This window comes from Thalassotalea ponticola (genome assembly GCF_041379045.1).
Lineage (GTDB): Bacteria > Pseudomonadota > Gammaproteobacteria > Enterobacterales > Alteromonadaceae > Thalassotalea_A > Thalassotalea_A ponticola.
Map to the genome: position 1 here is coordinate 2,234,906 of NZ_CP166871.1, position 26,635 is coordinate 2,261,540.

The window sequence follows — 26,635 nt, forward strand, 5'->3', positions numbered from 1 at the left end:
ATGACGCAGTAAATGCTGCAATTATTGGAGAACTTATACGGGTAAGTGGCAAGGTTTGGTACTGGGGTGTTGAACCCTGATGTTGGTAACGCCTAAATAATCTGCGATAACCGTCTAAGTTAGCCGACAAATCAAGTCATTAAAGGAGGTGGGATCTATCCTTGTCGCATTAAACACGTAGCACACAACGATCACAACGTATTTGTCCAATGTGAAATAATAAAAAGGTGGGATTTATTTGAGACCCGTTAATTGCATCGGATAGTTCAAGATGAGACTTGCACAACTTAACAACTGCCAAAATCTCTCGGTCCCCTTAAATAAAACCTCTGTATACATCATTTACGCTGGCTGTTAGCCCCCTTATGCATTTTTGCTATAAATTAGTCTTAAAACGCATTTTAGCCTTGATCAGCTAAAAGCAATCAGGCAGTATGCATGCCGATAGTCTCACTAATAAATAATATTCTAAGAGCAGATTATGGCATTACAGATCCAACACTTTTTCCACCAAGCGTCGTTTACCATTAGTTACGCTGTTTATGATGATGTCAGTAACGAATGCGTGGTCATCGATCCCGCACTCGATTACGATCCTGTGTCAAGTCGCATTGATACTCAACACAGCAGTAAACTTATTGAGTTTATACAAGCGAAACACCTCAAGCTGACGTATATTCTTGAAACGCACGCTCATGCCGATCACATTTCCAGCGCATTTTACCTGCAGAAAAAACTCGGTGGGCAAATCGCCATAGGCGCCAATATTAGAGCTATTCAAAAAACCTTTAAAACGGTATTTAATTTAGCAAAAGACTTTAATACCGAAGGCGTACAGTTTGATTTATTGCTCAAGCAAGGAGACCAACTGTCACTTGGCGAACACACCATTAAGGTACTAGAAACCCCAGGTCATACCAATGACTCATTGACCTATGTGATAAACGACCATGCGTTTGTTGGTGATACCTTGTTTATGCCGGACTCGGGCTCTGCGCGTTGTGATTTTCCAGGTGGTGATGCGGCCACTCTTTACCAGTCTATCCAAAAAATTTATGCGCTTGGCGATGAGACGAAACTGTACATGTGTCACGATTATCAGCCCAATGGACGAGCATTGCAGTTTATTACCACGGTAGCCGAGCAAAAAGCCAATAACATTCAAATTAATCAGCACGTAAGTGAGCAAGAGTACGTTGCGCTGCGCAATGCACGCGATGCAACCCTGGCCAACCCCAAGCTGATTTTTCCTTCGCTACAGTGCAATATTCAAGCAGGCCAATTACCAGACGCGGAATGCGATCAACAGCACTATTTTAAAACCCCGATTCGCGGTATTGAATGCCTGTCTTGACACGACATATGTAAACCTCGATTGAATAAGTTGCGATGCCCCGACGCCCCAGGACGCTATCAACTGGGACCTCGGGGCTTGTTGTTAGTATTGAGGAAACTCGTGAGGTGTGCGGTGACAATACGACTTAGTTAGTTGCTGACATTGGCGCAACACGACAGGCTCGATATAACGATAATGAAGCCATTACCGTATTAGGTCTTTTGCTTTTTTCCGTTACTCGGCTCAGTTTCTATTGGTTCAGGAAACTCAGATAAATTAATTTTCGCTCTGTGATCAAATGCTAAAATACCTAACAGGGCTAAGCTCAGCGCACTTTGCGCTAACGCGCTAACGACCTGTGATTTATAATCAGGCTCCACCAACAACCACACGAATACAGTTTCAACAATAACTGCCACAACCAATAGATGATAAAACTTGCGCCACAGGCGCTTGATCACGGTTGCGGCACCGGGTCGCCGCGCCAATATAACGACAAGCAAAAGGATACCGGGAATGCCGGTTAATAGGCTGGTGTAAAAACTGTCAGGATTCGGATATACATAGCGGATAAATGCTAATTTATCTCGCATGTTACTCAAACTCAATAAAGCGACCACGTAACCTTTGATCAAAAACGCAATCGTTAACCAATACCAAATCGATATTTTCAAACAATTGTATTTATCAAAATCGTTTACCGAAAAACGTGCTAACTGCTTATTCATCATTTACTACTTATCTAAAACACGGCTTTTACCAAAGGATCAAAACGCCCTGTACATTTGGCGCTAACGCTGGTTTTATCAAAGTTTTTAAGCGCTGTCGAGTTTGGCTCATTGTTGGTCGTGCTGATTTAAGTTTTCGATGCCCGCACCGATAGCTCTTAATGTTTTAGAGCGAAACTCTCGATAATAGAGTACGTACACGACCCATATACTGGCACCAACAAACAGCAACGGATGAATAAACCAACCAATCGCAGCCAGGGCAAAATAATACGAACGCAGGCCGTAGTTATAGGCGTGGCCGGCTTGATCTTGGACGATGCCCATTTGTGTCGCGTAATCGAGTAAATGCGGTTGTTGAGTTTTATAAGCTACTGGCGATGCACCGATCATAATGTTAAGAAAACCGTATTGACGCATTGACCAAGTAAATTGAAAAAATGCAAATACGAAAATCAGCACCAGCAAAGCTAATTTTAATTGAATAGTGTGCGTTGTTTGATCCGGCGTGATGGTGATCGCTTGGAGCACCTCGGTGACTTTATCGACTTGCGTAAATAAAGTGAGTAAACCTGCCAATATAAGCAATGTTGTCGAGGCAAAAAATGCCACATGGCGCTCTAAATTAGCCAGTAAACTGGCATGCGATACACGTGCATCATTATCAAAAATTTGTCGCATCCAATAAATGCGATGCTGATGCAACACGCGCGCGATACAAACGGTATCTTTGGCTTTTCTGCGCGAAAATTGAGTGTAGCCAACCCAGCAAGCAAAAAATATCAATACCGCAGCAATATCAATCACACTTAATACCACGTTATTCCCCTGTAGCGATATCATGTCAATCCATAATGCACATGATAACACGCTGTTAAGTTTAAATATAACATACAGTTAGTCTGTATAAACCGAAGTATTACCGCCTGTCATTATACATATTTTTTTTACAATATTATTACACAAGAAAGCGATTTATGGCATAGTGGGTAGGTACTTTCCACGGCGTAGAAACGACTGTTTTTGGCCATTTCCGCGTCGTGTAGAATTCTTATAATAAAAAGAGCAAACATAGGTTGTTGTCATGATTTTGCCCGTTAATATTGCATTTAGTCACGCTTGGCTTGCCCTTGCTAAGTTGAGTAAGTTGGTATTCGCCATGTGCTTATTCAACATCCCAGCCGTTTATGCTACGGCAAAGACCTATGACATTCCCCAACTTGATTATCAAATTAATTTCGATGGTGAACTCGACGAACCTGTTTGGCAAGACGCGAAAAAAATCGAGTTAAACATCGTCAACTATCCCTATGACAACACTAAAAGTCCAATAGATACCACAGCCTATTTATACGAAGATGGGGAAAACTTATACATAGGTTTCATTGCCAACGACCCCAACCCTCAGCAGATTCGCGGTTTTTATCGAGACCGAGATAAAGCCTTTGCCGATGATGTCGTCGGGATAAAGTTAGATACCTTTAACAACAATCGCTTGGCATACAAGTTTTTCGTTAATCCTCTGGGCGTGCAAAACGACGGCATAACTAATGAAATGACGGGTGATGATAACAATCTGTGGGATGCGATATGGCCTGCTTTTGGTAAAATCACCGACCAAGGCTATCAAGTCGAGATGGCCATTCCTTACCGCGAGCTTAACTTTGATGAAAATATTGACATCAAACGCTGGGGCTTTGAGTTAATTCGCATTTATCCGCGCGACACTATTTTGCGCATATCAAATATGCCAATCGATAAAGACAACCACTGCTGGGTTTGTCAAATGGACGACTTACAGGGCTTTACTGATGCCGAGTTAGGCGACAACCTATTAGTAACGCCATCCTTGGTATATCGCATTGAAGAAAACAGAAATGTATACAGCGATAACCGGGAACTCGGTGCATGGCAAGATACTGATGAGATTGACCTTGGGGCTAACATTCGCTGGGGGATAAGTTCAGACATTTTATTTAATGCCACCATAAACCCTGACTTTTCAACGGTTGAAGCTGACAGCGGTCAATTGTCAGTAAATAAAACGAGCGCGCTTTTTTACGATGAAAAACGCCCTTTTTTTCTCGATAATGCCGAGTATTTTTCTACCCCATTTAACCTAGTTTATACCCGTAATGTCGTCGACCCTAAGTGGGGTTCAAAACTGACTGCTCGCAGTAATAAGCACTCTTTCGCCGGCTTCTTAAGTGAAGACAATAGCACCAGTTTTATTGTACCCGGTAATCTTTTTTCAACCGTTTCAGTGATTGACGAGCAGAATATATCCGGTGCGTTTAGGTATCGCTACGATATAAATGACGATCTATCTATTGGGGCGGTTGCCACTATGCGCGACGCCGATAGCTATGATAACTATGTCAGTGGGGTTGATGGTAAGCTTAAACTTACCGATAGTGACACCATAACCGGACAAGTATTGCAATCTAACACCCGTTATCCCGAACAGCTATTTACCGATTATTGCCCCGACGACTATTGCTATTTAGCATCATTGAACGATGCCTCTGAACAGCAATTTAGCGGCGCAGCCTACCAGTTACGCTATCAGCACAGCAGTGAATACTGGCGCTTTGACAACCGCTACGAAGATATTTCCGAGTATTTTCGCGCTGATTTAGGCTTTCAAACCCACAACGATTACACCAAATTTTCCAGCACCTTAAATCGCTATTTCTACAGCGATAGCAGTTGGTGGTCAACGCTGACACTCGGCGCGCAATACAATATTGAACACAATCAAAAAAGACAGCTTATTAGTAAAAGTCAGCGCCTAAGCGCCACCGTTGAAGGGCCTTGGCAGTCGCTGTTCGATCTGGTGGTCAGCGATGAGCAACGCGTGGGTTTGCGCTATAACACCAACCAAACAGACATTGATAACAATACCAGTTTGTTCGCACTTACCTATGTTGATTTATATGCTGAAGCTCAACCGGTAAACAACCTAGTCATCGGTGCCGCTAGTCGCGTTGGTGATAGCATAGATTACAACAATGATCGGCTCGGTAAAATATATGAGCTGTCGCCCTACCTCACCTGGAATGTAACATCTCATTTAGAAGCGCAATTAAACTTAGTCTATGCGCAACTCGACGTCGATAATGACTATGTATTTCGTGAAAACATTACTGATTTTCGCCTAACTTACGCGTTCAATATTAATCATTTGTTGCGCTTGAACATGTTATTCAACAACACCCGTTATAACCTTGATAATAACCCCCTGCTCGACGTTAGCGAACAACAACAGCGCTACTTAGCAACTGAGTTAATATACTCGTACAAACTCAACCCGCAAACGGTGTTTTTCTTAGGTTATTCTGACAACGCAATCAATAGACCCCAACAGCGTTCGCTTATTCGGGATCATCGCAATGTGTTCTTGAAAATGAGTTATGCATGGATGTAATGGGGTTTGCGAGTTGTGCAAAAAGGGATCGCGTTGCGATCCCTTTTTTGGTTGCGGATAGCTGGTTAGGCTTTGTTTATTGTAATAACAGCGTTATCGCTATATTCGCCGTTATATACACGGCGGTTACTGATCAACCGTTTGATTGATAAATGGGTAATCGGTATAGCCTTTAGCCTCACCTAGGTAAAAGGTGTCAGGATCGGCACTGTTTAACGGCGTATTACTCGCCAGGCGCTCCACTAAGTCCGGATTGGCAATGTAGGGCACACCAAAAGCCACGGCGTCAACTTTTCCTGAGGCGATAGCCTCTTCTGCTTCATCAGCAGTGTAACCCATATTGGCAATTAAATTACCTCGATAGAGTGCTCGTGCAGGGCTGATAACATCACCAGTTTGTTGTTGTAAAAAATCGCTGCGCATTAGGTGCCAATAAGCCAAGTGATAGTCATTAAATCGCTCTGCTAAATACTTGGTCAAGCCAATCGGATCACTATCGTGCATACTGTTAAAGCTATTTAAAGGTGAGGTGCGCACACCAACACGGCCAGCTCCCCAAACATCGACTACGGCGTCTAAAACTTCAAACAATAAGCGTGCTCGATTTTCAACACTGCCACCGTAGCGATCATCTCGCTGGTTACTGCCGTCACGTAGAAAGTTATCGAGTAAATAACCATTCGCCGCATGCACTTCAACGCCGTCAAAACCGGCTTGTTTGGCGTATACTGCCCCTTGTTTAAAGCCGGCAACAATCTCAGCAATACCGTCGCTTGTTAGTGCGTTGGGTACGGTGTAAGCTTTTTTGCCGTCACTGGTGTGTACTTCATCGTTAGTAATTGCCAACGGACTGGCGGCAACGGGGGTGACGCCATTGTTTAAGTCTGGATGACAGGCTCTGCCACCGTGCCAAATTTGCAAAAATATTTTACCGCCTTTCGCGTGTACCGCGTCAGTTACTTTCTTCCAACCATCTACGTGCTCTGGTGAGTAAATACCGGGGCCATTTAAAAACGCAGCGCAGTTTGCCATCACCGCCGTTGCCTCAGCGATCAGTAAGCCTGAACTAGCGCGCTGTGCATAATGCTCGGCCATTAACTCATTGGCAATATCACCAGACGCTCGTGTTCGAGTTAGAGGTGCCATTAATACGCGATTTTCAGCAGTAATATCCCCCAACTGTAACGACTGCATCAAGTGTGGATAGTGGCTCATAAAAACTCCATATAGTTTGTTTATATCAATCTGTACCCGTTGATATGGCGATCAATTTACCAGATACAAGGCGAGATTAAGTATATGATATTACGATATGCCATAACGGCGAAGCGAGTGATTGATTAATGCAATGAGTCAGCGGGTGATACACGGGTTGACCACCCCGTGTTATTCACAGCCAATAATGCGCACAGGTATTTACGCAGTGCACTATACCCACTAAAACGGTGTCTGCATTGCCAAACACCACGGCCAACGAGCCGCCACCGCCTCTAAATCAAGACAAATGGCGGGTTTATGAATTTTCATGCGTTGTGATGGTGCTTGTCGTTTCAGTTACTTGCTCATCTTCTGCTTGTTCATCTTGAGGGTGCTGTGCACTGGCTTTAGCGGCATCAATAATTGCTTGATCAACTTTTTTGCGCTCATCAATCACCACGGTTGCCGAAATTTTGTCGTGAATGGCTTGTCGATTGGGATCCCAATAAATCTGTAAAAAGCCCAATAAACCAGTGGCGATACCTGCACCATAACCACCGTAGCGACCAAAACTATCCCATACCGATAACGGTGTACCATCGAGTTGTAATACGCGAATTCCCATTAACCGTTTACCAGGGGTTTGTCCTTGCCACCAACTGGTAAACACAGTGAAATACAAAGCTGCCCAACCAAACCCCAAGCCGAGATCATCAATAATTGCTTTCACGTATTCAATAATTGAATATACGGGTCGGCGTGGAGCATCAGCCGGTCGTTGACTTTTTTGTTGGCGAAGCTGTCCGAGTTGGGTGTTATCAATGGCACTGCTGATTTCATGCGGTTGAGCAGGTGCTTGCGCTGAAACTGGGGTGTTGCTGGTCGCTGCTCTCGCATCGCTATCGTCTGTATTGGCTGGGTTTTCGTCCTGCTCCCCTTCTGCAAGCGGTTGATCTTTATTTGAGCCGTTGTACTGGCTCATTAAATCATCTCTCAGTTGTTTGCTATCAGCGTCGTTAAGCCCGAGTTCGCCGACAATTTTTGCAAACAATGTTTGCGCCTGCTGGTCATTTAATTTAAGTTTTTTGGCCGCTTTGGGAACTTCGTCCATCACCTTCCCCCAACAATCAACATCTTGACAGTTTCGTTGTTCACCTTGAGTTACAACTTTAATAGTCAAACCTGCGATGGTGAGCGCTTCACTGATGCCCATTTCTGTACCCACCGCCCCTTCAATGATGTCACTAGGGATATTACCATTCTTGGTATTGCCATACTGTTCCTGCCACTGATTGTACTCACGAGCTTCCTCTATAGCATGATCACTTAGAAAGCGGTTAACCATAGGTGCTACGTTGTCGAGTAACACCACCAACACGATAAAAGCACCAATAAAACGGGCCAGCGTACGACGTTTATACCCTTGTTGCACGCCCTGCTCATTGGCTCGTCTTTTACTTCCAAGGCGAAATGCCATAACGGCAATGGCAACAGCCAACATCTCGCCTCCAGCACTACTTAATATGGCAATAAGCAGTAAATCAATCAAAATGGCAATTGCTCGTTTATAGGGATTAGCTATCGGTGTACCAAATACTGACTGATTGAGCTTAAACGCAAATGGGGTGATGACGTCTTGCGTTTCGTCTTTGGTTAATTTGCGTTGATTAAACAACTTTTTTATTACCATGGTGTAACCTTTTTGCTAGGGCTGAGGCCAAAATCGCTTTACTGTGCGTTAAAGTAGAATTATCAAACAAAGATAAACACGCCCTAGAGCAACTCAGCGATACCATCTGAAAGCCCAGACAAGGTCATGGGATACATTCTTGATGACATAATTTGTTTTATTAAATCAATAGATTGATAATAATGCCAGTAGTTTTTAGGCTGTGGGTTAAGCCATATACAATGTTCAAAGTGATTGACGATACGTTGCATCCACACACTGCCGGGCTCTTCATTCCAATGCTCTACACTGCCCCCTGGAAAGCCGATTTCATAGGGCCCCATGGTTGCGTCGCCAACAAAAATGATCTTATAGTCTTTCGAGAATCGTCGAATAATGTCCCATACATCAGTCGTTTGTTGATGACGACGTTGATTATCAGTCCATACTTTTTCATAAACACAATTGTGGAAATAAAAGTATTCTAAGTGTTTAAACTCGGTATGAACGGCAGAAAACAACTCTTCGCATACCCGAATATGAGCATCCATGGAGCCACCAACATCAAAAAACATTAACACCTTGATGGCATTGTGGCGCTCTGGCTGCATTTTTATATCAAGATACCCAGCGTTTTTCGCGGTTGAGCGAATAGTATCATCGAGATCAAGGGTGGTGAGAGCGCCGGTTCTTGCAAATTGACGCAGCTTTCTCAGCGCCACTTTTATGTTGCGCGTTCCCAGCTCGACATTGGCATCGAGATTTTTAAACTCGCGCTTATCCCAAACTTTACTTGCTGAAAAATTTCGATTGCCATCTTGGCCAATGCGAAACCCTCCGGGGTGATAACCATGGGCACCAAATGGTGAGGTACCACCGGTGCCTATCCATTTGTTACCTCCCTGATGTCGCTCTTTTTGCTCTGCTAGGCGTTGACGAAGTGTTTTCATCAACTCGTCTAAGCCGCCCATTTGTTGAATTTGCGCTTTCTCTTCATCGCTTAGGTGACGTTGAAAGCGCCGCTCAAGCCAGTCTTTAGGAATTTGTGCAAGATTGAGATCTACCTCACTAACACCTTGAAAATAATCGGCAAAGGCTCTGTCAAACTTATCAAAATGGCTTTCATCTTTAACCAAAATAAGCCGTGAAACCAGGTAAAAATCGTCAATCGAGCACGATATAACTCGCTGTTTCATCGCATTGAGCAAATCTAAAAGCTCTCTTAGCGTACATGGAACTTGGTATTCTCTGAGCTTAAAGAAAAAATCAATTAGCATTAGCGCTCACCACGATGCATAAAAGCGAGTTTTTCAAATAAATGAACGTCTTGTTCATTTTTTAATAACGCGCCGTGTAATGGCGGTATGGTTTTGCTTATATTGGTTTCGTGTAGCGTTTGCGTATCAATGTCTTCAGCCACCAACAGTTTTAGCCAATCAATAAGCTCCGAGGTTGATGGTTTTTTCTTCAACCCTGGTATTTCTCTGAGGTTAAAGAAAACCGCCAATGCTTCGTCGAGCAGTTGTTGTTTCAAATTATCAAAGTGGACATCGACAATTTGTTGCATTTCGGCTTTGTCTGGAAATTTTATGTAGTGAAAAAAGCAACGGCGCAAAAACGCATCGGGTAGTTCCTTCTCGTTGTTGGATGTGATGATCACGATGGGTCGTTGCTTGGCGACAATGCGTTGTTGCGTTTCATAGACATAAAATTCCATTTTATCGAGCTCTAGCAAGAGATCGTTTGGAAATTCAATATCGGCTTTATCGATTTCGTCAATCAGCAAAACCGGACGTTTGTTTGCGACAAACGATTGCCATAACTTACCTTTAACTATGTAATTACTGATATCTTTAACGCCATCATTGCCAAGCTGTGAATCTCTTAATCTCGACACCGCGTCATACTCGTACAAGCCTTGCTGTGCTCGTGTCGTCGATTTGATGTGCCATTGAATTAAATCGGTATCGAGAGCCTGCGCTAATTGCTCAGCTAACATGGTTTTTCCCGTACCGGGCTCACCTTTAATCAACAACGGCTTTTCTAATGCTATCGCCGCATTAACCGCCAGTTGTAAGTCGTGACTCGCGATGTATTGCTCGGTACCTTTAAATGTTGCCATAATCTTCCTATTCTCGGGCCTGCTGGTTTTTGCGGTATGGATGTTATTCGAATTAAAAGATATTTAATCGACGCGCAGTGACAACGATATGGTCATCCCATACCAATGACGCGTAAAACATACAGCAAAACTCAACAAAGCCTACCTTATTGTGTTTTATCTTTTATACCTATTAGGAATACCAATATTAAAAAGATAGGTTATTAGTTATATCTAACTGTTTCTTGTTTAACCGATGAAAGGTTATTAATCTTATCTATAATTAACTAAATCTTAACGCTTTTAGCGATCATTTCATAGGAATTGGCAATGGCAAATCTGTATCAAGATAATCCACAAACTATTGGTAAAACCCCGTTAGTTAAATTAAACCGCGTCACCAGTGGTAATGTGTACGCAAAAATCGAAGCGCGAAACCCAAGCTTCAGCGTCAAATGTCGCATTGGTGCCAATATGATTTGGGATGCAGAAAAGTCGGGTAAGCTCACCAAAGACATCACCATTGTTGAACCGACAAGCGGTAATACCGGTATTGCACTTGCCTTTGTTGCCGCGGCAAAAGGCTATAAATTAATTCTTACCATGCCTCACACGATGAGTTTAGAGCGCCGTAAATTGTTGGTGGCACTTGGCGCCAAGCTCGAACTGACCGATGGGGCTAAAGGAATGAAAGGGGCAATTGAAAAAGCCGCCGAAATCAAAGCACAAGATCCCGATAAATACCTTATTCTGGGACAATTTGAAAATCCGGCAAACCCAGCGATTCACGAACAAACCACGGGTCCCGAAATCTGGCAAGACACCGACGGTGATATTGATATTTTTGTAGCAGGTGTCGGTACCGGCGGAACGATTACAGGGGTTACTCGCTACATCAAGAATACGCAAGGTAAAGCAATTCAATCGATCGCCGTCGAGCCAGCAGACTCTCCTATTATCGGGCAAAAGTTGGCTGGTGAAGAATTAACACCAGGCCCTCATAAAATCCAGGGAATTGGCGCCGGTTTCATTCCCGACAACCTCGATTTAGAACTACTCGATGGGGTTGAGCGGGTCACCAACGAAGAAGCGATGGAAATGGCGCATCGATTGATGAAAGAAGAAGGTATTTTAGCCGGTATTTCGTCAGGAGCAGCCGCTGTTGCTGCCAAGCGCATTGCTGAGCGCCCAGAAAACAAAGATAAAAAAGTTGTTGTCATTCTCGCCAGCTCGGCAGAGCGTTACTTAAGTAGTCCATTATTCGCCGACGCATTCACCGATGCCGAACTTGTGCAATAACGCCCACTAACCTAGCATCCTAACACTTAACCCCCTCAAACTAAGATGACTTAGTGTGAGGGGTTTTTAATAAAAAACAGCCCGGATACTGCGGTAAATCGATAAGACTAGCGGTCAGTCACCACATATCGTTGCACAATCTGATTGTCTAATACCAGCTCTGATGTTAATACACCGCCATTGCCAGTAATGGCTTTAGCCGATGCCACATTGTCCTTGTAGCAATGAATGTGTATTGGTGATACCCCTAAGTCGTTAAGCTTGGCTATCGATAGCGACATAAGCTCAGTGCCGTACCCCCTACCACGGTAAGACGGCCTGATCCCTAAACCAATATGCCCGCCACAATGGCGAATTTGTTGATTAAGCCGATGACGGATATTACTCACACCGACTAATTCACCAGACTCTATTAGCCAATAAGTCGAACTTTGAACAAAACCAGATGGCAAATTAACGCCCATCGAAAAATCGTTAATTTTGGCAAGCATGTGGCTAAAATCGCCATGATCAAAATCCATCACAAACGGGTATCGATTTTCATCGCCAAGCTCTTCAACATAGTCAATGTAACTCTGTTTATAACGCTCTGTTGGTAAAATTAAATCCATTTTTCTTATCCATTAATAACCGCGATCAGCGACACACGAAGTCAATGACTATTGCCCTAACGCGACCCCTTCTCGTCGGGGATCTGCACCGCCAAATAACTTACCTTCTTTCACTTCAATAGCGTGAATACCACTGTTTAAACTGCGCACCGACACGCGATGACCAAGTGCCTCGAGTTGCGGTTGTAACAGACTGATTTCACGTCCCTGTTCTAATGACGTAACATCATTTCTGTGCGTTACTTTGGGTAAATCAATGGCACTTTGTACGTCCAAATTATTGTCGAGAACGGCTAACATGGTTTGCGCAACGTAATTAATAATGCGGCTTCCTCCCGGTGAACCAACCACCAGACGCAGCGAATTATCTTGATTAAATACCATCATTGGCGCCATAGAACTGCGCGGTCGCTTATTCGGGGCCAATGCATTGGCCACTATTTTGCCGTCAACCATCGGATCTAATGAAAAATCAGTCAATTGATTATTCAATAGAAAGCCTTCAACCATCACCGCCGAGCCAAATGCCATTTCAATACTGGTGGTCATGGATAGTGCGTTGCCGAATTGGTCAACGATGGAAATATGTGATGTTGACGGCATCTCTATCGCATTGTCAGCGGCTCGAGATAAGTGTTGTACTGTTCCAGGCTCCGCTTTGTGCATATCTCGTTCACCGATTAACGCACCGCGCATGGCGGTGTAATCGTCGCTGATCAACAAGGCTGATGGCACGTCAACAAAGTCGGGATCGGCTATATAGTGATTGCGATCGGCAAAAGCCAAACGCGAGCTTTGGGTAAATAAGTGCACCCACTGAGTCGAAGTAGGCTTTAACGCCGACATCGAATGCTGCTCAAGTTGTTTGAGTATTTGTATTACCGCGATACCACCGGAACTCGGCGGCGCCACACTGCATAAACGATAAACTCGATAAGGCGCACACAACGCTTGCTTTTGTTGCGCTTGATAATGTTTCATATCCTCAAGACTTAACAGCCCCGGTGCAATAGCACTGTTTTGCACCGCATCAACAATTTTTTGCGCTATCCAGCCTTGGTAAAATACCTCACTTTTGTGTTTTGCTAGCGCTCGATACACGTTAGCAAGTTGGGGATTTTTTAACACCGTTCCGGCTTTCAATGGCTCGCCATTTGGATAGAAATAGGAGCTCGCAGCAGTCAGTTGCTTTACACCGGGATTAAAGCCCATGCTAACTAACTTAGCCAAGCGAGGTGATACCTCAAAGCCGTGCTCAGCCAAACTAATGGCTCGCTCAAACAATTTAGACCATGGCAATACACCATACTGTTGATGGGCTTGCTCCATTGCTTTGACAACACCGGGAACACCAACGCTTCGACCACCAACCACAGCATCTATCCATCTTACTGGTGTACCATCAGCTTGTAAGAACAAGTCTTGTGAGGCTGCAGCTGGAGCCGTTTCGCGACCGTCAAAACTGGTGACTTGCTTGGTTTTATTGTCAAAGTACAACAAAAAGGCTCCGCCGCCAATGCCCGAAGACTGAGGCTCAACTAAGGTGAGCACCAGTTGCACCGCTATCGCGGCATCGATTGCGCTACCGCCTTGCTGCAAAATATCAGCACCAACTTCAACCGCATACGGGTTTGCCGCGGCGACCATGTACTGTTTTGCCTCAACAACCGACTTTTCAATAACGCCCGTTGCTGCTTCTGGCTCACGGTCTTCACGTTGTAGCTCGCTATGCTCTGCCAGACCACAAGCACTCACCGAAACTATCAGGCTAATTAAAAGTACAAGCTTGGTAAGATAACGCATAAAATTCCTTGTTGTTGTTATTGCGGATGTCGACCCGACCATTGTAAATGCCACTGATTAAATTGTAAAAAGGCATCCAACAAAGGCTGATATTTATCTGTATCACCTTCTAATGCCCCTAATGCATGAGCACAGGCTTCTAAGGAAGATACATCACTCGCTTTGTGGTGCTTGCGAATAACGTACTGACTTTTTATCTCTGCTGCCAGGGTTATGGCGGGTAAACGTTGTAAATTGGTGGACAGTTGCATCATTTTATACGCTTTGCGCCACGTCGCATCAATAATCACAATCACTTGCTTGCGCTGCTGAGCCACTGACAACTCGGTTGCAGGTTTGGCTGACGCACTAGGATATAACACAGCCACATTTACCTCATCGTTGCCAATCAGTTTATTTAACGGCTCACAGTGTGAAAAATCTTCCCCTACAATAACCTGAGAGTTTTGCAGTGACAAGTGTGCTAAAGGTACACTGCCTTTACTGTGTCCCTGCTCTTTGGGGTGCTGGAGAAATAAGACCTGAACGCGGTTATCGATGTGTTGGCAAAACTTACAAAGACAAGTGACTAGCGGTCGCTCACACCTTGTGCAATACTGTCGGCTCATAATAAAATCAAAGTTGTTGGTATTCCTGCATTATAAATAAAGCTATCCCTATGTTGAAGTTATCATTACCCATACAGCTGAGCGCTTGGCTAATGCCATTAGTCGCCCTCATTTTGGCGGTCGTCGTACACTTTCTTCCCTCAGACCTATATGAGCTGTGTATTTATCACCGGCAACAGATTGAACAAGGACAGTGGTGGCGAATTATTAGCGGCCATTTTGCTCATACGAATCTTAATCATCTACTGCTTAACCTTGCCGGACTCGTTATGCTTTGGGCGTTACACGGCGATCACTATCAACATCGCAGTTTTTCGTTGGTGTTTTTAATATCCGCCGTAACCTGTAGTTTGGGCATCTATCTATGGACCCCTGAAATGACTCAATACGTTGGCTTATCGGGGGTGCTACACGGTGTGTTTGTTTGGGGAGCGATTAAAGATATTGAAAAAGGTTGGCGTTCAGGATACCTACTGTTGATTGGCGTATGGGCAAAAATCGCCTGGGAACAAGTCAGTGGCGCGAGTGCCGATGTCGAGCAACTAATCAATGCCAAAGTCGCTATTGACGCTCACCTATTTGGCGCATTGGGCGGTGTTGTCGCCGTGTTACTATTGACACTGCGTTCAAAACTAGCCCCCCGTTTATCGCCAAGTGAATAGCTCCGATAGCCGTCGCTAATATCTTGGTGTGCTATTGGGGGACGACAAGCTTTGTCGATGAACATAAATAGTATAACTGGATGAGCTAAACGACGAGCCATAGCGTTCCAATAAAGCTTTGGCTTCGTCGCGAGTGCCCAAGTGCTCGGTGAGTGCTTGATAAAATGACAATTCTGGCGGCATCATATCGGCATATGACTCGTACCCCACAACCAACTCGACCTGAGCTTCCCCACCGACTCGATAGTTCCACAGCCAACTTAGTGGCCATTGTATCTGTTTGGCAGCGTCACTGACCTGTTTGATCATTTCTCGTGCCTGAATACCTTTACCGGGGGCTATTTTTAAGGTTTCAACGGCAAAGTACTGAACCGGCTTGGCGCTGTCCCAAGCGCTGTTTTGTTTGTCATAGCGAGAGTAATAATGAGAGGTATTGACAATAAACGGCAGTACTTTTTCTCGCCAGTGCTCAACCGTACCCGCTTGTTTTGCCCAGGCTTTGTGGTCGCTAAGTTGATCCCAATTGGTACAACACGAGCTCATCATGTACACATTTAATTTATCGCCAACGACTGGGGTGTATATATGCCAGGTATTTTTCTCACCTTTTTTGAGTCGATACTGTAAGTGTTCTTTTAATGCACTTTCAAACTCGACCCGGTTAACTTCATTGATTTCTATCACAAACACATCGGTTAACGGCATAAATACCGGTTCGTCATGTTGTTCATTTTGAGCATCAGTGGCTGGTGCTTGTGCGGTTGTCGTAGACTCTTGCTGTTCAGCTCTGATAGCCGGAGTTAACAATAAGCAGCACAAACAACTGACGACAAAAGAGCGGAAAAAAAGATCAAATGGCTTGGCAAAATTTAGGACGTTGAGAATACTCATTATCGGTGAATCACTCGGATTATTACTATTTAATGTTTACTATAGTCGATAAATTTTGATTGGCTCACCCGTCATAAAAAATCATCAGCATAACAAATACCGCACTGAGCGAAATCAAGCGGTACGTAAGCGAGGGATTCACAGCGTGTAAACGATGTAAAACGCTGTAAACGTCAAGCTTAGCAACACGACGATTCGGTAAAAATAACAGATGAGATAAGTGGTCGGTCGTGAAGGTTCTGAACCTTCGACCAAGATTGCGTTAACGGTTAAAAGCCTTGGCTTTATCGCTAGCATTTACTTGCTGAAAAGAAAGTGGTCGGTCGTGAAAAGTTTGAACCTTCGACCAAGATTGCGTTAACGGTTAAAAGCCTTGGCTTTATCGCTAGCATTTACTTGCTGAAAAGAAAGTGGTCGGTCGTGAAGGTTCTGAACCTTCTACCAAGATTGCGTTAACGGTTAAAAGCCTTGGCTTTATCGCTAGCATTCACTTCATGAAAAGAAAGTGGTCGGTCGTGAAAGATTTGAACCTTCGACCAAGATTGCGTTAACGGTTAAAAGCCTTGGCTTTATCGCTAACATTTACTTGCTGAAAAGAAAGTGGTCGGTCGTGAAGGATTTGAACCTTCGACAAATTGGTTAAAAGCCAACTGCTCTACCAACTGAGCTAACGACCGATATAAGGATTGTGACTGTCTCATTTGATAAATGAGAAAGTGCTTGGTGATGATGTTTACCTTCGACCAAGATTGCGTTAACGGTTAAAAGCCTTGGCTTTATCGCTAACAGTCACTTCCTGAAAGAAAGTGGTCGGTCGTGAAGGTTCTGAACCTTCTACCAAGATTGCGTTAACGGTTAAAAGCCTTGGCTTTATCGCTAGCATTTACTTGCTGAAAAGAAAGTGGTCGGTCGTGAAGGATTTGAACCTTCGACAAATTGGTTAAAAGCCAACTGCTCTACCAACTGAGCTAACGACCGATATAAGAATGTTCACTTTCTGAAAAGAAAGTGGTCGGTCGTGAAGGATTTGAACCTTCGACAAATTGGTTAAAAGCCAACTGCTCTACCAACTGAGCTAACGACCGACATAAGATTGTTCACTTCCTGAAGAGAAAGTGGTCGGTCGTGAAGGATTTGAACCTTCGACAAATTGGTTAAAAGCCAACTGCTCTACCAACTGAGCTAACGACCGACATAAGATTGCTCACTTCCTCGTTTGGCGAAGAGAAAGCGCTTGGTGATGAAGTTTACCTTCGACCAAGATTACGTTAACGGTTAAAAGCCTTGGCTTTATCGCTAACAGTCACTTCCTGAAAAGAAAGTGGTCGGTCGTGAAGGATTTGAACCTTCGACAAATTGGTTAAAAGCCAACTGCTCTACCAACTGAGCTAACGACCGACATAAGATTGTTCACTTTCTCATTTGGCGAAGAGAAAGCGCTTGGTGATGATGTTTACCTTCGACCAAGATTGCGTTAACGGTTTAAAGCCGTGGCTTTATCGCTAACAGTCACTTCCTGAAAAGAAAGTGGTCGGTCGTGAAGGATTTGAACCTTCGACAAATTGGTTAAAAGCCAACTGCTCTACCAACTGAGCTAACGACCGACATATAGTTGCGTTAGGGCTTGTGCCTCAACGCGGGGCATATAATACTGATAATAATTTTTAGTGCAACAACAATTTTAAGATTTTAAAGAAAAACTGTTCGTTCGCACAAAAATACAGCATTTAGCTTTCTTTACTAAGCCTTAACTAAACTCAATAAAGGTCCACTTACCAGCCTAATACGGTTTAACGTACCGTTTTAGATTAGCGAAAAAAGAACCCGACATCCAACGGTTCTTTTTTGCTGCGAGTAATAGACAAATTATAGACTGGCTAAACGCGCTTTTGCCAATTGTGCAGCAGATGAGCCTGCATATTCAGCGATAACACGTTCAAATAGAGATTTGGCTTGCGCTGTCTGACCTTGCTTTTGCTTTACCATACCCAGTTTTAAGATTGCATCGCTGCGCTTAGATGATTTCTCGTAGTTATTCATCACAATGCTAAATTCTTTTTCAGCAGCAGATAAATCACCTTTGTTAAACAGCAGTTGCCCTAACCAATAGTGGGCATTATCGGCATAACTTGAATTAGGGTATTGTTCAGTGAACTTTTTAAATTCAACAATCGCTTGATCATAGCGTTTGTCTTTTAAAACTAAGTTTACCGCGCGATCATAGGTTTGATTTTCAGTTAGGTTTTCGGAGTATTCAACCGAAGACGGTTGTGTACTTGCAGGTGGTACTACAGCCGCAGAGCTCTGTGATAAACGACGGTCGATTTCCTGATACAGTTCGCGTTGGCGCTGTAAGATTTGTTTAATCGTATAGGCCTGCTCTTCAGTAACACCACGCAATTGACTAACCTCAGTTTGCAGCTCGTCAATTTGTTGTTGCATGTCAATTAGTGCACGATTGCGAACTTGTAGCATGCGTTGTAACGTTGCTACATCCGTCGTTTGATCTGGGGTATCGTTAACTGTCGATTGGTTAATATCGAGTACGGGTGCAGGCTCAGCAGCAAGTGCTATATTAGCACCTGCTGCCACCGCAAAACCCAAGATAAGTTTATACGATTTCATTTATTATTCCGTCTGTATTAGTAAACCAATACTGCACGACGGTTTTTAGCGAAGGCGCTTTCACTGCGATCATTAACCGCTGGCTTTTCTTCACCGTAAGATACCGTTTCGATTTGTGTCGACATTACGCCAGAGTTCTCTAGGTATTTTTGTACCGCCTGTGCACGACGCTCGCCAAGTGCGATGTTGTATTCTGGTGTACCGCGCTCATCGGCATGACCTTCAATAACAACTTTTGCGTTTGCATTTTTCACTAAGAATGCTGCGTGTAAGTCAAGTACTGACGTTACAGAGCTATCAAGTTTTGCTGTATCAAAGTCGAAGTAAACAGTGTTTGCAGCAGAAAGTTTTTCTTGCTCTTCTTGTTTGATCTGCTCTAGACGAGCCATTTCAGCAGCGGCTGCCGCTTCTGCAGCTTGTTGCTCTGCTTGTGCTTCTGCTGCTGCTTTATTAGCAGCAATACGCGCTTCTTCATCAGTCGTGTCGTTTGATGAACACGCTGCCAAAGCAAGCATAGGTAGGGCTACAGCCATGCTCTTTACTAATTTATTTAAACGCATTTTGATTCCTCAATTGATACAAAATTATTATTCTAAATTTATATTTTTTATAAATACGGTGACCAAGCAGGTGATTTCACTTGCCCGTTTTTGGCCGGCAGACGCGCTTTAAAGCGACCGTCTACAGACACGAGTCCAAGTACTTGACGATTACCATGCAGAGTACTGTATATTATCATGCCTCCGTTGGGAGCAATACTTGGTGATTCGTCAAGTCGGGTTTGAGTTAACACCTCGACTTGCGAATAAGCATCAAGAGCTTGCTTGGCAAGGCGATATTGTCCCTGTGTTCGATTCACCATTACTAACTGACTACCATCAGGTGTTATCGAACCACCGAGGTTCATTTCACCATCAAAGGTCAGTCGTCTAATTTTCCCATCAGCTAAATTTACTCGATATAGCTGCGGTTTGCCACCCCGTTCTGAGGTAAATATCAAAGATTTTCCATCCGGTGACCAATTCGGTTCGGTATCAATGGCTCGATGGCGAGTAATTCGTTGAAGTTTTTTACTTTGTAAGTCCATTACGTACACTTCTGGATTGCCATCTTTAGACAAGACCAACGCCATTTTATCACCGTTTGGCGACCAACGAGGCGCGCCATTAATGCCTTTAAAGCTTGAGATAACTTCGCGCTTTGCGGTGTAAATATCTTGCACGTAAATTTGTGCCTGACGTTGTTCAAAGGTGACATAAGCCAGTTTTGAACCATCTGGCGACCACGTTGGCGACATCAGCGGCTCAGACGATCGCAATAACACTTGCTCGTTGTAGCCGTCGTAATCAGCAATCACTAACTGATAAGGCTTGCTGCCTTCATCGCGGACAATGATATACGCAATTTTGGTACGAAAGGCACCGCGAATGCCGGTCAGTTTTTCAAATACCACATCCGATATTTGATGCGCTTTCGGGCGCAATAAGTTGGCACTAATGTACTGCGTTGGCTTTGAATCCACTAACACGTGAGAATTGCCTTGTACCAATCTACCGTTTTGTAACGCTTGGCCTTCACCACCGCTTAATTGACCGCGAATCACGTCAATCAACTTAAACGATACCAAAAAGCGTCCATCATCAGTTTGTTCAATATTGCCCATCACCAGCGCTTCAACCCCCAAAGACGCCCATGCTTGGTAGTCAATGTCTTCAATTGATTTTGGCTGCTGCGGCATACTCAAGGTTGCCAACGGATTAAACTTACCACTGCGCAGTAAATCTTCGCGAATGATCTTACTGACATCATGAGGCAGCTCACTGGTGCCCTGATAGGTAAACGGCAACACCGCGATAGGACGGGTTGTATCAACACCACCGGTTATCACTAACTCCAATTCAGCGTGCGCTTTACTGATCAGCGCAGCGAACATGGCGACGAAAAATAATAATTTTTTAATCATAATCTGTTATTTAAACTCTGGTTGATAGTGAATAATGATATTTTCAAGTTGCTTAAATACGGCAGGGTCCTTTGACACGGGCAAAGTATTGGCCTTAGTCACTGCTTTTACTGCTTCTTGGCACACCGCGCGATCGCCATCTACCGCGGTCGCACTGATCACAAAGCCACTCGATGCCAGTTTGATACGTACTTTACACGATTTACCCCGCATAGTGGTTTCATCTTTGATAAAGTTACGCGCGATAGTTTGAGTAATCAACGCACTGTACTTATCAACTTCGCTCATCACTTGCTGACTTCGAGCACTTTCGCGAGCGGCCATTTCTTCCTGCATTTGTTGCTCTAACAAGCGTTGCTGTTCGGCGCGCTCTGCAGCTTCTTTACGGCGTTTTTCCTCTTCTAGCTTTTTGCGACGGCGCTCTTCTTCCGCTTTGCGAGCCGCTTCCTCTTCGCGTTCACGACGGGCTTTTGCTTCCGCAGCAGCTTGTTCGGCTTTCTTGCGTTCTGCAACTTTTTGCTGGCGCGCTTTTTCTTCAGCTTCGGCTTTTGCCTTTGCTTGTTTAGCGGCGCGTTCTGCTTTAACGCGTTCCGCTTCCTTGCGCTTTCTATCTTGCTCTAGCTTTTTAATTCGCTCGGCTTCCGCTTGTCGCTTCTGGCGCGCTTGCTCAGCGCGACGTTCAAGCTCTTTGATCCGCTGTTTTTCGCGGTTATCGGCAAGCTCTTTTTCGCGCTTTAGTTTATCCACTTGCTGTTGTAATTTGGCACTGTCGACAACAACGGCATCAATCACCTGCATTTGCGGTTTAGGTGTCGGTTTGGGTTTGGCGCTAAAATCGGTATTGGCAATAAGGATCACCGCAAACACCGCATGCACCGCAAGCGCGGCGACTAAAGCGATAAGATAATTTTGCTTAATCGTTTTGCCATTGGGTAAATAAGTAAAGATACCCATACACTTCGCAATGACGCCACCGATAAGTTTCTTTATCACATTCACGTGTTAATTCTCCACCGACTCTGTCATCAAACCGACAGATGGCACACCTGCGTTTTGCAGTAACACCATAAGTTGGATAACCGCATTGTAGTTAACGTTACCATCGCCATTGACAACCACCGGGGTGTCGGGGTCAACGGTTAGACGAGCGCGAACTAGCGTCGCTAACTCTTCAGGCTCAAGTGGTTCACTTTTACTGTCACCTACGTTGAGATAAAAACGCCCATTGACGTCAACACTCGCCACCAGTGGAGGCTTGGAGTCTTGTGATAACGTTTCCGCGTCAGCTTTTGGTAAGTCGACCTTCACCCCTTGGGTGATCAACGGTGCGGTTACCATAAAAATAATTAATAACACCAGCATGACATCAATGTACGGGACGACATTGATTTCTGCTACGCGTTTTCGCTTTGAACGAACATACATAATCGGCGCTCCTGCTTATTGCGGTTGCGTCTGTGTTGCTGGCATCGCCACCGTTTGGCGCTGTAAAATACTTGAAAACTCTTCCATAAAGTTACCATAGCTGTTTTCCAAACGCTCAACCGTATGTGAAAAACGGTTATACGCCATAACAGCGGGAATTGCCGCAAACAAGCCCATCGCCGTTGCGATCAATGCTTCAGCAATACCCGGCGCCACCATGGCCAAGGTCGCTTGTTGCACCGCTCCCAACGCGATGAATGAATTCATAATTCCCCAAACCGTACCAAATAGGCCAATGTACGGACTAATAGAGCCAACAGTGGCCAAAAATGACAAGTGGGTTTCCAACTCATCAACTTCTCTTGACAACGCGACGCGCATCGCTCGGTGTGTACCGTCAACGATTTGCTGAGGTTTTGCGCCTGGGGTCTTGCGAATGCGGGCAAACTCTTTAAAACCAGCAACAAACAAACTTTCTAAGCCCGTCATATGACCGCGCGCAGTTATTTCTTTGTACAGCTTGCCTAAATCAGCACCTGACCAAAACTTATCCTCAAATGCTAAAGCATTTAGTTTGGCGTTATTTAACGCCTTTGAGCGTTGAATAATCATCGTCCAAGAAGCGATGGAAAACCCAAGTAAGGTCAGCATAACCGCCTTTACAAGTAAGCTGGCCTGTAAAAATAAATCAAAAAATGAAAGTTCAGCGTGCACTGGTTAATGCTCCTAAAATAACTGCAGGGATGGGACAAGGTTTTGCTTTGTTTAAATCGACACAAGCGACGTTAACACTCACACGGCACAATAAGGTGTTCTCTTGATTAGCGATCTCTTGTTCAAATTGCAAACTTGCCTTTTTTAAATTAGATATTGTTGTTGTCACGGTAAGTAAATCATCCAATCGGGCGGACGCCTTGTTTTCCATAGCCACTTTTGTGACCACAAATCCAAGCTTTTGTTCAAGAAAATATGATTGGTTAATACCCAACGCTCTTAGCCACTCAGTGCGAGCGCGCTCGGCAAATTTTAAATAATTTGCGTAGTAGACGATGCCACCGGCATCAGTGTCTTCATAAAAGACTCGAATTGAATAGGTAAAGCGCTTATTTTTATCCATTAGAGGTCTAATTCGATACTGCCATAACAACCAAGCCTTATCTTACGTTATATATCGCCTCATCCTCAAGAGCCATAACTCTATTTTGTCTAAACAACAGCCAACATTTACAAAATTCAACGCTGTTTTGCCTTAAACATAAAAAAAATAACCCTAGTGAACCTCTCCTTTTCGGCCTCACGCCCCCATTAACAAAAATAAATATTTACTATGAAACGCGTTAAACTGGATAAAAAGTCAGAAAATATAAATAAAAAAACACATCTTAACAGCACCACACATACATTAGTTTTTCTTATCCGAATAAGCAAAAAATCTCGTTTGTTTACGACCATTAAAGACCATAGAATGCGCGCATCTTGGAAACATCTCTTGTTAATATACTGTTCCTGGATTTATTTAACTTCCTACTATCAACTCTTATTGTTGAGCCCACTTGATTACAAGTGGGCTTTTTTTTTGCTAAACAAATATTTTATCAGTAAGTTATATACATACTTACCTAAGGGATGGACTATGCAGTTTAGCGATATCAAGGTCATTGAGCAGGCGTTAGACCGACTAAAGAACAACCATAGTGTTTGGTTAGCAACCATTACCCATACTTATGGGTCAGCGCCACGACCTATCGGCTCAATTTTTGTCACCGACGGTCGTATACGCTTTGGCTCCATATCAGGGGGATGTTTAGAGGACGCTTTTGTTGAGATGATAGAAGCCGATCACTTTGAGATGAAAAACCAGCGTTTTATTTACGGTCGTCACGGTCAGCAAGAGGCTATTTACGGCGAACTGCCTTGTGGTGGCCGTATTGAATTGGCATTAGAATACATCGATGCCAACCAAGGCAATGTACAACATTTTCAACAGTGGTTCGATTGTGCACAGCAAAATATTCCCTATCAACGATGTGTATATTGGCACAGCGACCAACGCCAGATAACACCACTTGTAACTTGCCACCAACCAATGGCCAATATAGAACAAGGCGATGGGTTTATCAGTATACGTTACCAAGAAGTTTTCCAATTATTATTAGTGGGGATCGGCTTGGTCACCGAACACATTGCGAGACTGGCGATGTTAAATGGCTATCAGGTACGAGTATGTGATATGCGTCGTGAGTTAGCTGATACATGGCAGTTTGACGCACAGCGCGGTGGAGTTGATATCACTTGGATGTCTCCGGATGAGTTTGTTGAACAATACGCCACCTCGCATAGTGCCGTACTAACCCTTGCCCACGATCCCAGACTCGACGATGTCGCTTTAATGAGTGTTTTTAATACCCAAGCTTTTTATATTGGCGCAATGGGCAGTGTGCGTACCACCAAAAACAGGCTTGAGCGACTAAAGCGAATTTGCGGGCTAAACGAGCAACAACTGCAGCGGCTGCACGCGCCAATTGGCTTGAATATTGGCAGTAAAACACCGATAGAGATCGCCATCGCCACCATGGCCGATATTATTCGGGTTCGTTATAACATCGACAAATGCAGCTTATGACCAATAACAGACAACAAGCAGCTATCGTGCTGGCGGCAGGATTTTCTAAGCGCTTTGGCAGTGATAAGCGATTATCGGGTGAGCCACCAATGTTAGTAAAAACGCTGACTGCGATTGCTCGACATTTTGCTGATATTTATGTGGTGCATCGCCATTGTGATCAGGCAATAACCGCGTTGTTACAATCGTTACCAACGACGCAGATAGCCGCGCCCCAATCGCCTTTAGGCATTGGCGAAAGTATCGCCTGTGCTGCACAATATATGCACCAAAATCACAATTACCAACGGATTTGGTTGTTTCTTGCAGACATGCCCGAGATTACTGATGACACCTTGCAGGCACTGCTTAATACTGAGCTCGATAAATATATTACGCGTCCCGTATTCAATGGCCAAGCAGGTCATCCAGTGGGCTTCCCCAGGCAAGACTGGCCAGCGTTAATGCAATTGAAGGGGGACATCGGCGCGGTTGAGGTTATACAAAAAAATCAACACCGGTTGCGATTAGTGAGTTGTACTGACGAAGGAACGGTGCGCGATTACGACGTTCCCTGTCAAAATAAAGTAGAATAAACCACGTTGGCTTATGCCAAATGAGAGAGTTCTGATGCCGCGAGAGATGATCAGTCTGGTTTATCTAAGCCAAAATGCAAGTAAGCTTTACTGGTCACAATGCGACCGCGTGGCGTACGCTGTAAAAAGCCTTGTTGAATTAAAAATGGCTCAATTACATCTTCAATGGTTTCGCGCTCTTCACCAATCGCGGCGGCGATGTTATCGAGGCCAACCGGACCACCGTCAAATTTCTCTAATATGGCCTGCAGTAGTTTTCTGTCCATTAAGTCAAAGCCTTCGGCATCAACTTCCAGCATATTAAGCGCTTTTGCCGCCACCTCCTGACTCGCCACGCCATTGGCTTTTACTTCAGCGTAATCTCTAACACGGCGCAATAATCGGTTGGCAATACGCGGTGTCCCACGCGATCGCTTGGCCACTTCTAACGCCCCTGCGTCATTCATATCAACGTTCAGAAAGTGCGCACTGCGAGAAATAATATCTTTTAAATCAGCTACCTTATAAAACTCTAAGCGTTGCACAATGCCAAATCTATCGCGAAGAGGTGAGGTTAATGCCCCCGCACGAGTCGTTGCACCAATCAGAGTAAATGGCGGTAAATCGAGTTTTATCGAGCGCGCAGCAGGGCCCTCGCCAATCATAATATCTAACTGGTAATCTTCCATTGCTGGATAGAGGATTTCTTCAACCATTGGACTCAAACGATGGATCTCATCAATAAACAAAACATCGTTCTCTTCGAGATTGGTGAGTAGCGCGGCTAGATCGCCCGCTTTTTCTAATACTGGGCCTGACGTAGTGCGGATATTTACCCCCATTTCGTTGGCCACGATGTTAGCCAGCGTCGTCTTACCAAGACCAGGAGGACCAAATATCAATAAATGATCAAGTGGTTCATCGCGTTTTTTAGCCGCTTGAATAAAGATTTCCATCTGCTCTTTTACGTGATCTTGACCAGTGTAGTCGTCGAGTAACTTGGGGCGTATCGCCCGATCGATGGTTTCTTCTTCTCTACTTAATGTCGGCTGAATTAAACGATCCGCTTCAATCATAATGTTAACTTACCTAATGTGTTTTACCGTACCAGCG

General features: G+C 44.3%; 24 protein-coding genes and 6 tRNA genes. 6 read left to right on the forward strand and 24 right to left on the reverse strand.

What is annotated here, in order from left to right; translation table 11 throughout:
* The first annotated feature begins 481 nt into the window (after positions 1-481).
* Entirely contained in the window at positions 482-1,354 is an 873-nt protein-coding gene (locus ACAY30_RS09650; RefSeq protein ID WP_290251743.1) for an MBL fold metallo-hydrolase, read from the forward strand.
* A gap of 194 nt (positions 1,355-1,548) precedes the next feature.
* Here the strand turns inward: ACAY30_RS09650 and ACAY30_RS09655 are convergent, their stop codons facing one another.
* Together ACAY30_RS09655 and ACAY30_RS09660 are read right to left on the reverse strand one after the other, a co-directional pair.
* A complete protein-coding gene (locus tag ACAY30_RS09655) occupies positions 1,549-2,067 on the reverse strand; it encodes a DUF2919 family protein (protein ID WP_290251744.1) in 519 nt (172 codons plus the stop codon).
* 105 nt (positions 2,068-2,172) lie between these two features.
* Entirely contained in the window at positions 2,173-2,883 is a 711-nt protein-coding gene (locus ACAY30_RS09660; protein WP_371190269.1) for a DUF599 domain-containing protein, read from the reverse strand.
* A 265-nt stretch (positions 2,884-3,148) separates the two neighbouring features.
* Here ACAY30_RS09660 and ACAY30_RS09665 point away from each other — a divergent pair, with 265 nt between their 5' ends.
* Positions 3,149-5,491, forward strand: a complete 2,343-nt coding sequence (locus tag ACAY30_RS09665) for a carbohydrate binding family 9 domain-containing protein (RefSeq protein ID WP_290251746.1) — start codon at positions 3,149-3,151, stop codon at positions 5,489-5,491.
* Positions 5,492-5,617: 126 nt separating this feature from the next.
* On the opposite strand, the gene ACAY30_RS09670 is transcribed toward ACAY30_RS09665, so the two are convergent.
* From ACAY30_RS09670 to ACAY30_RS09685, 4 genes are all read right to left on the reverse strand, one after another.
* On the reverse strand, positions 5,618-6,706 hold the full coding sequence (locus ACAY30_RS09670; protein WP_290251747.1) for an alkene reductase: 1,089 nt from the start codon (positions 6,704-6,706) through the stop codon (positions 5,618-5,620).
* Positions 6,707-7,004: 298 nt separating this feature from the next.
* Positions 7,005-8,378, reverse strand: a complete 1,374-nt coding sequence (locus ACAY30_RS09675) for an RDD family protein (protein WP_290251748.1) — start codon at positions 8,376-8,378, stop codon at positions 7,005-7,007.
* An 83-nt stretch (positions 8,379-8,461) separates the two neighbouring features.
* Positions 8,462-9,634 carry a VWA domain-containing protein gene (locus tag ACAY30_RS09680; RefSeq protein ID WP_290251749.1) on the reverse strand — a complete coding sequence of 391 codons (1,173 nt, stop codon included), beginning with the start codon at positions 9,632-9,634 and terminating at the stop codon, positions 8,462-8,464.
* On the reverse strand, positions 9,634-10,479 hold the full coding sequence (locus tag ACAY30_RS09685; RefSeq protein ID WP_290251750.1) for a MoxR family ATPase: 846 nt from the start codon (positions 10,477-10,479) through the stop codon (positions 9,634-9,636). Before ACAY30_RS09685 ends, ACAY30_RS09680 begins: the two co-directional genes overlap by 1 nt.
* Before the next feature lie 309 nt (positions 10,480-10,788).
* Here ACAY30_RS09685 and cysK point away from each other — a divergent pair, with 309 nt between their 5' ends.
* Positions 10,789-11,757 (forward strand): cysteine synthase A, encoded by a 969-nt coding sequence (gene cysK, locus ACAY30_RS09690; protein ID WP_290251751.1) that lies wholly within the window; start codon positions 10,789-10,791, stop codon positions 11,755-11,757.
* 107 nt (positions 11,758-11,864) lie between these two features.
* On the opposite strand, the gene ACAY30_RS09695 is transcribed toward cysK, so the two are convergent.
* From ACAY30_RS09695 to ACAY30_RS09705, 3 genes are read right to left on the reverse strand one after another with little or no spacing between them, the layout of a single operon-like run.
* On the reverse strand, positions 11,865-12,368 hold the full coding sequence (locus ACAY30_RS09695) for a GNAT family N-acetyltransferase (RefSeq protein WP_290251752.1): 504 nt from the start codon (positions 12,366-12,368) through the stop codon (positions 11,865-11,867).
* A gap of 48 nt (positions 12,369-12,416) precedes the next feature.
* Positions 12,417-14,171, reverse strand: a complete 1,755-nt coding sequence (gene ggt / locus ACAY30_RS09700; protein WP_290251753.1) for a gamma-glutamyltransferase — start codon at positions 14,169-14,171, stop codon at positions 12,417-12,419.
* Between the two features lie 17 nt (positions 14,172-14,188).
* On the reverse strand, positions 14,189-14,779 hold the full coding sequence (locus tag ACAY30_RS09705) for a tRNA-uridine aminocarboxypropyltransferase (protein ID WP_290251754.1): 591 nt from the start codon (positions 14,777-14,779) through the stop codon (positions 14,189-14,191).
* 50 nt (positions 14,780-14,829) lie between these two features.
* Between ACAY30_RS09705 and rrtA the strand changes: the two genes are divergently transcribed.
* Entirely contained in the window at positions 14,830-15,441 is a 612-nt protein-coding gene (rrtA, locus tag ACAY30_RS09710) for a rhombosortase (RefSeq protein ID WP_290251755.1), read from the forward strand.
* A 15-nt stretch (positions 15,442-15,456) separates the two neighbouring features.
* Here rrtA and ACAY30_RS09715 read toward each other — a convergent pair whose 3' ends face one another.
* The 14 genes from ACAY30_RS09715 to ybgC all read right to left on the reverse strand — a co-directional run bounded on the left by ACAY30_RS09715 (position 15,457) and on the right by ybgC (position 23,462).
* Positions 15,457-16,332 carry a hypothetical protein gene (locus tag ACAY30_RS09715; protein ID WP_290251756.1) on the reverse strand — a complete coding sequence of 292 codons (876 nt, stop codon included), beginning with the start codon at positions 16,330-16,332 and terminating at the stop codon, positions 15,457-15,459.
* Positions 16,333-16,933: 601 nt separating this feature from the next.
* Positions 16,934-17,009, reverse strand: a tRNA-Lys gene (locus ACAY30_RS09720).
* Positions 17,010-17,234: 225 nt separating this feature from the next.
* Positions 17,235-17,310 (reverse strand) — tRNA-Lys (locus tag ACAY30_RS09725).
* Between the two features lie 31 nt (positions 17,311-17,341).
* Positions 17,342-17,417 (reverse strand) — tRNA-Lys (locus ACAY30_RS09730).
* 31 nt (positions 17,418-17,448) lie between these two features.
* Positions 17,449-17,524 (reverse strand) — tRNA-Lys (locus ACAY30_RS09735).
* Positions 17,525-17,654: 130 nt separating this feature from the next.
* A tRNA-Lys gene (locus tag ACAY30_RS09740) sits at positions 17,655-17,730 on the reverse strand.
* Positions 17,731-17,860: 130 nt separating this feature from the next.
* A tRNA-Lys gene (locus ACAY30_RS09745) sits at positions 17,861-17,936 on the reverse strand.
* A gap of 262 nt (positions 17,937-18,198) precedes the next feature.
* Positions 18,199-18,957 (reverse strand): tol-pal system protein YbgF, encoded by a 759-nt coding sequence (gene ybgF, locus ACAY30_RS09750; RefSeq protein WP_290251757.1) that lies wholly within the window; start codon positions 18,955-18,957, stop codon positions 18,199-18,201.
* 17 nt (positions 18,958-18,974) lie between these two features.
* Entirely contained in the window at positions 18,975-19,517 is a 543-nt protein-coding gene (gene pal, locus ACAY30_RS09755; protein WP_290251758.1) for a peptidoglycan-associated lipoprotein Pal, read from the reverse strand.
* A 47-nt stretch (positions 19,518-19,564) separates the two neighbouring features.
* Positions 19,565-20,920: a Tol-Pal system beta propeller repeat protein TolB gene (gene tolB, locus ACAY30_RS09760; RefSeq protein ID WP_290251759.1), complete on the reverse strand. Its 1,356-nt coding sequence runs from the start codon at positions 20,918-20,920 to the stop codon at positions 19,565-19,567.
* A 6-nt stretch (positions 20,921-20,926) separates the two neighbouring features.
* Positions 20,927-21,919 (reverse strand): cell envelope integrity protein TolA, encoded by a 993-nt coding sequence (gene tolA, locus ACAY30_RS09765; protein ID WP_290251760.1) that lies wholly within the window; start codon positions 21,917-21,919, stop codon positions 20,927-20,929.
* Positions 21,920-21,922: 3 nt separating this feature from the next.
* Entirely contained in the window at positions 21,923-22,345 is a 423-nt protein-coding gene (tolR, locus tag ACAY30_RS09770; RefSeq protein WP_290251761.1) for a protein TolR, read from the reverse strand.
* Positions 22,346-22,360: 15 nt separating this feature from the next.
* The gene (gene tolQ, locus ACAY30_RS09775; protein ID WP_290251762.1) at positions 22,361-23,059 is read right to left on the reverse strand and encodes a protein TolQ; all 699 of its coding nucleotides are present in this window, start codon (positions 23,057-23,059) and stop codon (positions 22,361-22,363) included.
* Complete coding sequence (ybgC, locus tag ACAY30_RS09780) at positions 23,049-23,462, reverse strand: tol-pal system-associated acyl-CoA thioesterase (protein ID WP_290251763.1); 414 nt, start codon at positions 23,460-23,462, stop codon at positions 23,049-23,051. Before ybgC ends, tolQ begins: the two co-directional genes overlap by 11 nt.
* Positions 23,463-23,978: 516 nt before the next feature.
* Between ybgC and ACAY30_RS09785 the strand changes: the two genes are divergently transcribed.
* Both ACAY30_RS09785 and ACAY30_RS09790 read left to right on the forward strand, forming a co-directional pair.
* A complete protein-coding gene (locus ACAY30_RS09785; RefSeq protein ID WP_290251764.1) occupies positions 23,979-24,968 on the forward strand; it encodes an XdhC family protein in 990 nt (329 codons plus the stop codon).
* A complete protein-coding gene (locus tag ACAY30_RS09790) occupies positions 24,965-25,543 on the forward strand; it encodes a nucleotidyltransferase family protein (RefSeq protein ID WP_290251765.1) in 579 nt (192 codons plus the stop codon). Before ACAY30_RS09785 ends, ACAY30_RS09790 begins: the two co-directional genes overlap by 4 nt.
* Before the next feature lie 50 nt (positions 25,544-25,593).
* Here ACAY30_RS09790 and ruvB read toward each other — a convergent pair whose 3' ends face one another.
* Complete coding sequence (gene ruvB / locus ACAY30_RS09795) at positions 25,594-26,598, reverse strand: Holliday junction branch migration DNA helicase RuvB (RefSeq protein ID WP_290251766.1); 1,005 nt, start codon at positions 26,596-26,598, stop codon at positions 25,594-25,596.
* Positions 26,599-26,635: the final 37 nt, after the last annotated feature.

Bases quoted from the DNA above. Each gene is read 5' to 3' on its own strand.
- tolB (WP_290251759.1), bottom strand. From the start codon at position 20,920: ATGATTAAAAAATTATTATTTTTCGTCGCCATGTTCGCTGCGCTGATC.
- ACAY30_RS09655 (WP_290251744.1), bottom strand. From the start codon at position 2,067: ATGATGAATAAGCAGTTAGCACGTTTTTCGGTAAACGATTTTGATAAA.
- ACAY30_RS09705 (WP_290251754.1), bottom strand. From the start codon at position 14,779: ATGAGCCGACAGTATTGCACAAGGTGTGAGCGACCGCTAGTCACTTGT.
- ACAY30_RS09665 (WP_290251746.1), top strand. From the start codon at position 3,149: ATGATTTTGCCCGTTAATATTGCATTTAGTCACGCTTGGCTTGCCCTT.
- ACAY30_RS09695 (WP_290251752.1), bottom strand. From the start codon at position 12,368: ATGGATTTAATTTTACCAACAGAGCGTTATAAACAGAGTTACATTGAC.
- ACAY30_RS09715 (WP_290251756.1), bottom strand. From the start codon at position 16,332: ATGAGTATTCTCAACGTCCTAAATTTTGCCAAGCCATTTGATCTTTTT.
- ACAY30_RS09685 (WP_290251750.1), bottom strand. From the start codon at position 10,479: ATGGCAACATTTAAAGGTACCGAGCAATACATCGCGAGTCACGACTTA.
- tolR (WP_290251761.1), bottom strand. From the start codon at position 22,345: ATGTATGTTCGTTCAAAGCGAAAACGCGTAGCAGAAATCAATGTCGTC.
- ACAY30_RS09670 (WP_290251747.1), bottom strand. From the start codon at position 6,706: ATGAGCCACTATCCACACTTGATGCAGTCGTTACAGTTGGGGGATATT.
- ybgF (WP_290251757.1), bottom strand. From the start codon at position 18,957: ATGAAATCGTATAAACTTATCTTGGGTTTTGCGGTGGCAGCAGGTGCT.
- cysK (WP_290251751.1), top strand. From the start codon at position 10,789: ATGGCAAATCTGTATCAAGATAATCCACAAACTATTGGTAAAACCCCG.
- ACAY30_RS09675 (WP_290251748.1), bottom strand. From the start codon at position 8,378: ATGGTAATAAAAAAGTTGTTTAATCAACGCAAATTAACCAAAGACGAA.
- ACAY30_RS09650 (WP_290251743.1), top strand. From the start codon at position 482: ATGGCATTACAGATCCAACACTTTTTCCACCAAGCGTCGTTTACCATT.
- ggt (WP_290251753.1), bottom strand. From the start codon at position 14,171: ATGCGTTATCTTACCAAGCTTGTACTTTTAATTAGCCTGATAGTTTCG.
- ACAY30_RS09790 (WP_290251765.1), top strand. From the start codon at position 24,965: ATGACCAATAACAGACAACAAGCAGCTATCGTGCTGGCGGCAGGATTT.
- ybgC (WP_290251763.1), bottom strand. From the start codon at position 23,462: ATGGATAAAAATAAGCGCTTTACCTATTCAATTCGAGTCTTTTATGAA.
- ruvB (WP_290251766.1), bottom strand. From the start codon at position 26,598: ATGATTGAAGCGGATCGTTTAATTCAGCCGACATTAAGTAGAGAAGAA.
- ACAY30_RS09785 (WP_290251764.1), top strand. From the start codon at position 23,979: ATGCAGTTTAGCGATATCAAGGTCATTGAGCAGGCGTTAGACCGACTA.
- pal (WP_290251758.1), bottom strand. From the start codon at position 19,517: ATGCGTTTAAATAAATTAGTAAAGAGCATGGCTGTAGCCCTACCTATG.
- rrtA (WP_290251755.1), top strand. From the start codon at position 14,830: ATGTTGAAGTTATCATTACCCATACAGCTGAGCGCTTGGCTAATGCCA.
- ACAY30_RS09680 (WP_290251749.1), bottom strand. From the start codon at position 9,634: ATGCTAATTGATTTTTTCTTTAAGCTCAGAGAATACCAAGTTCCATGT.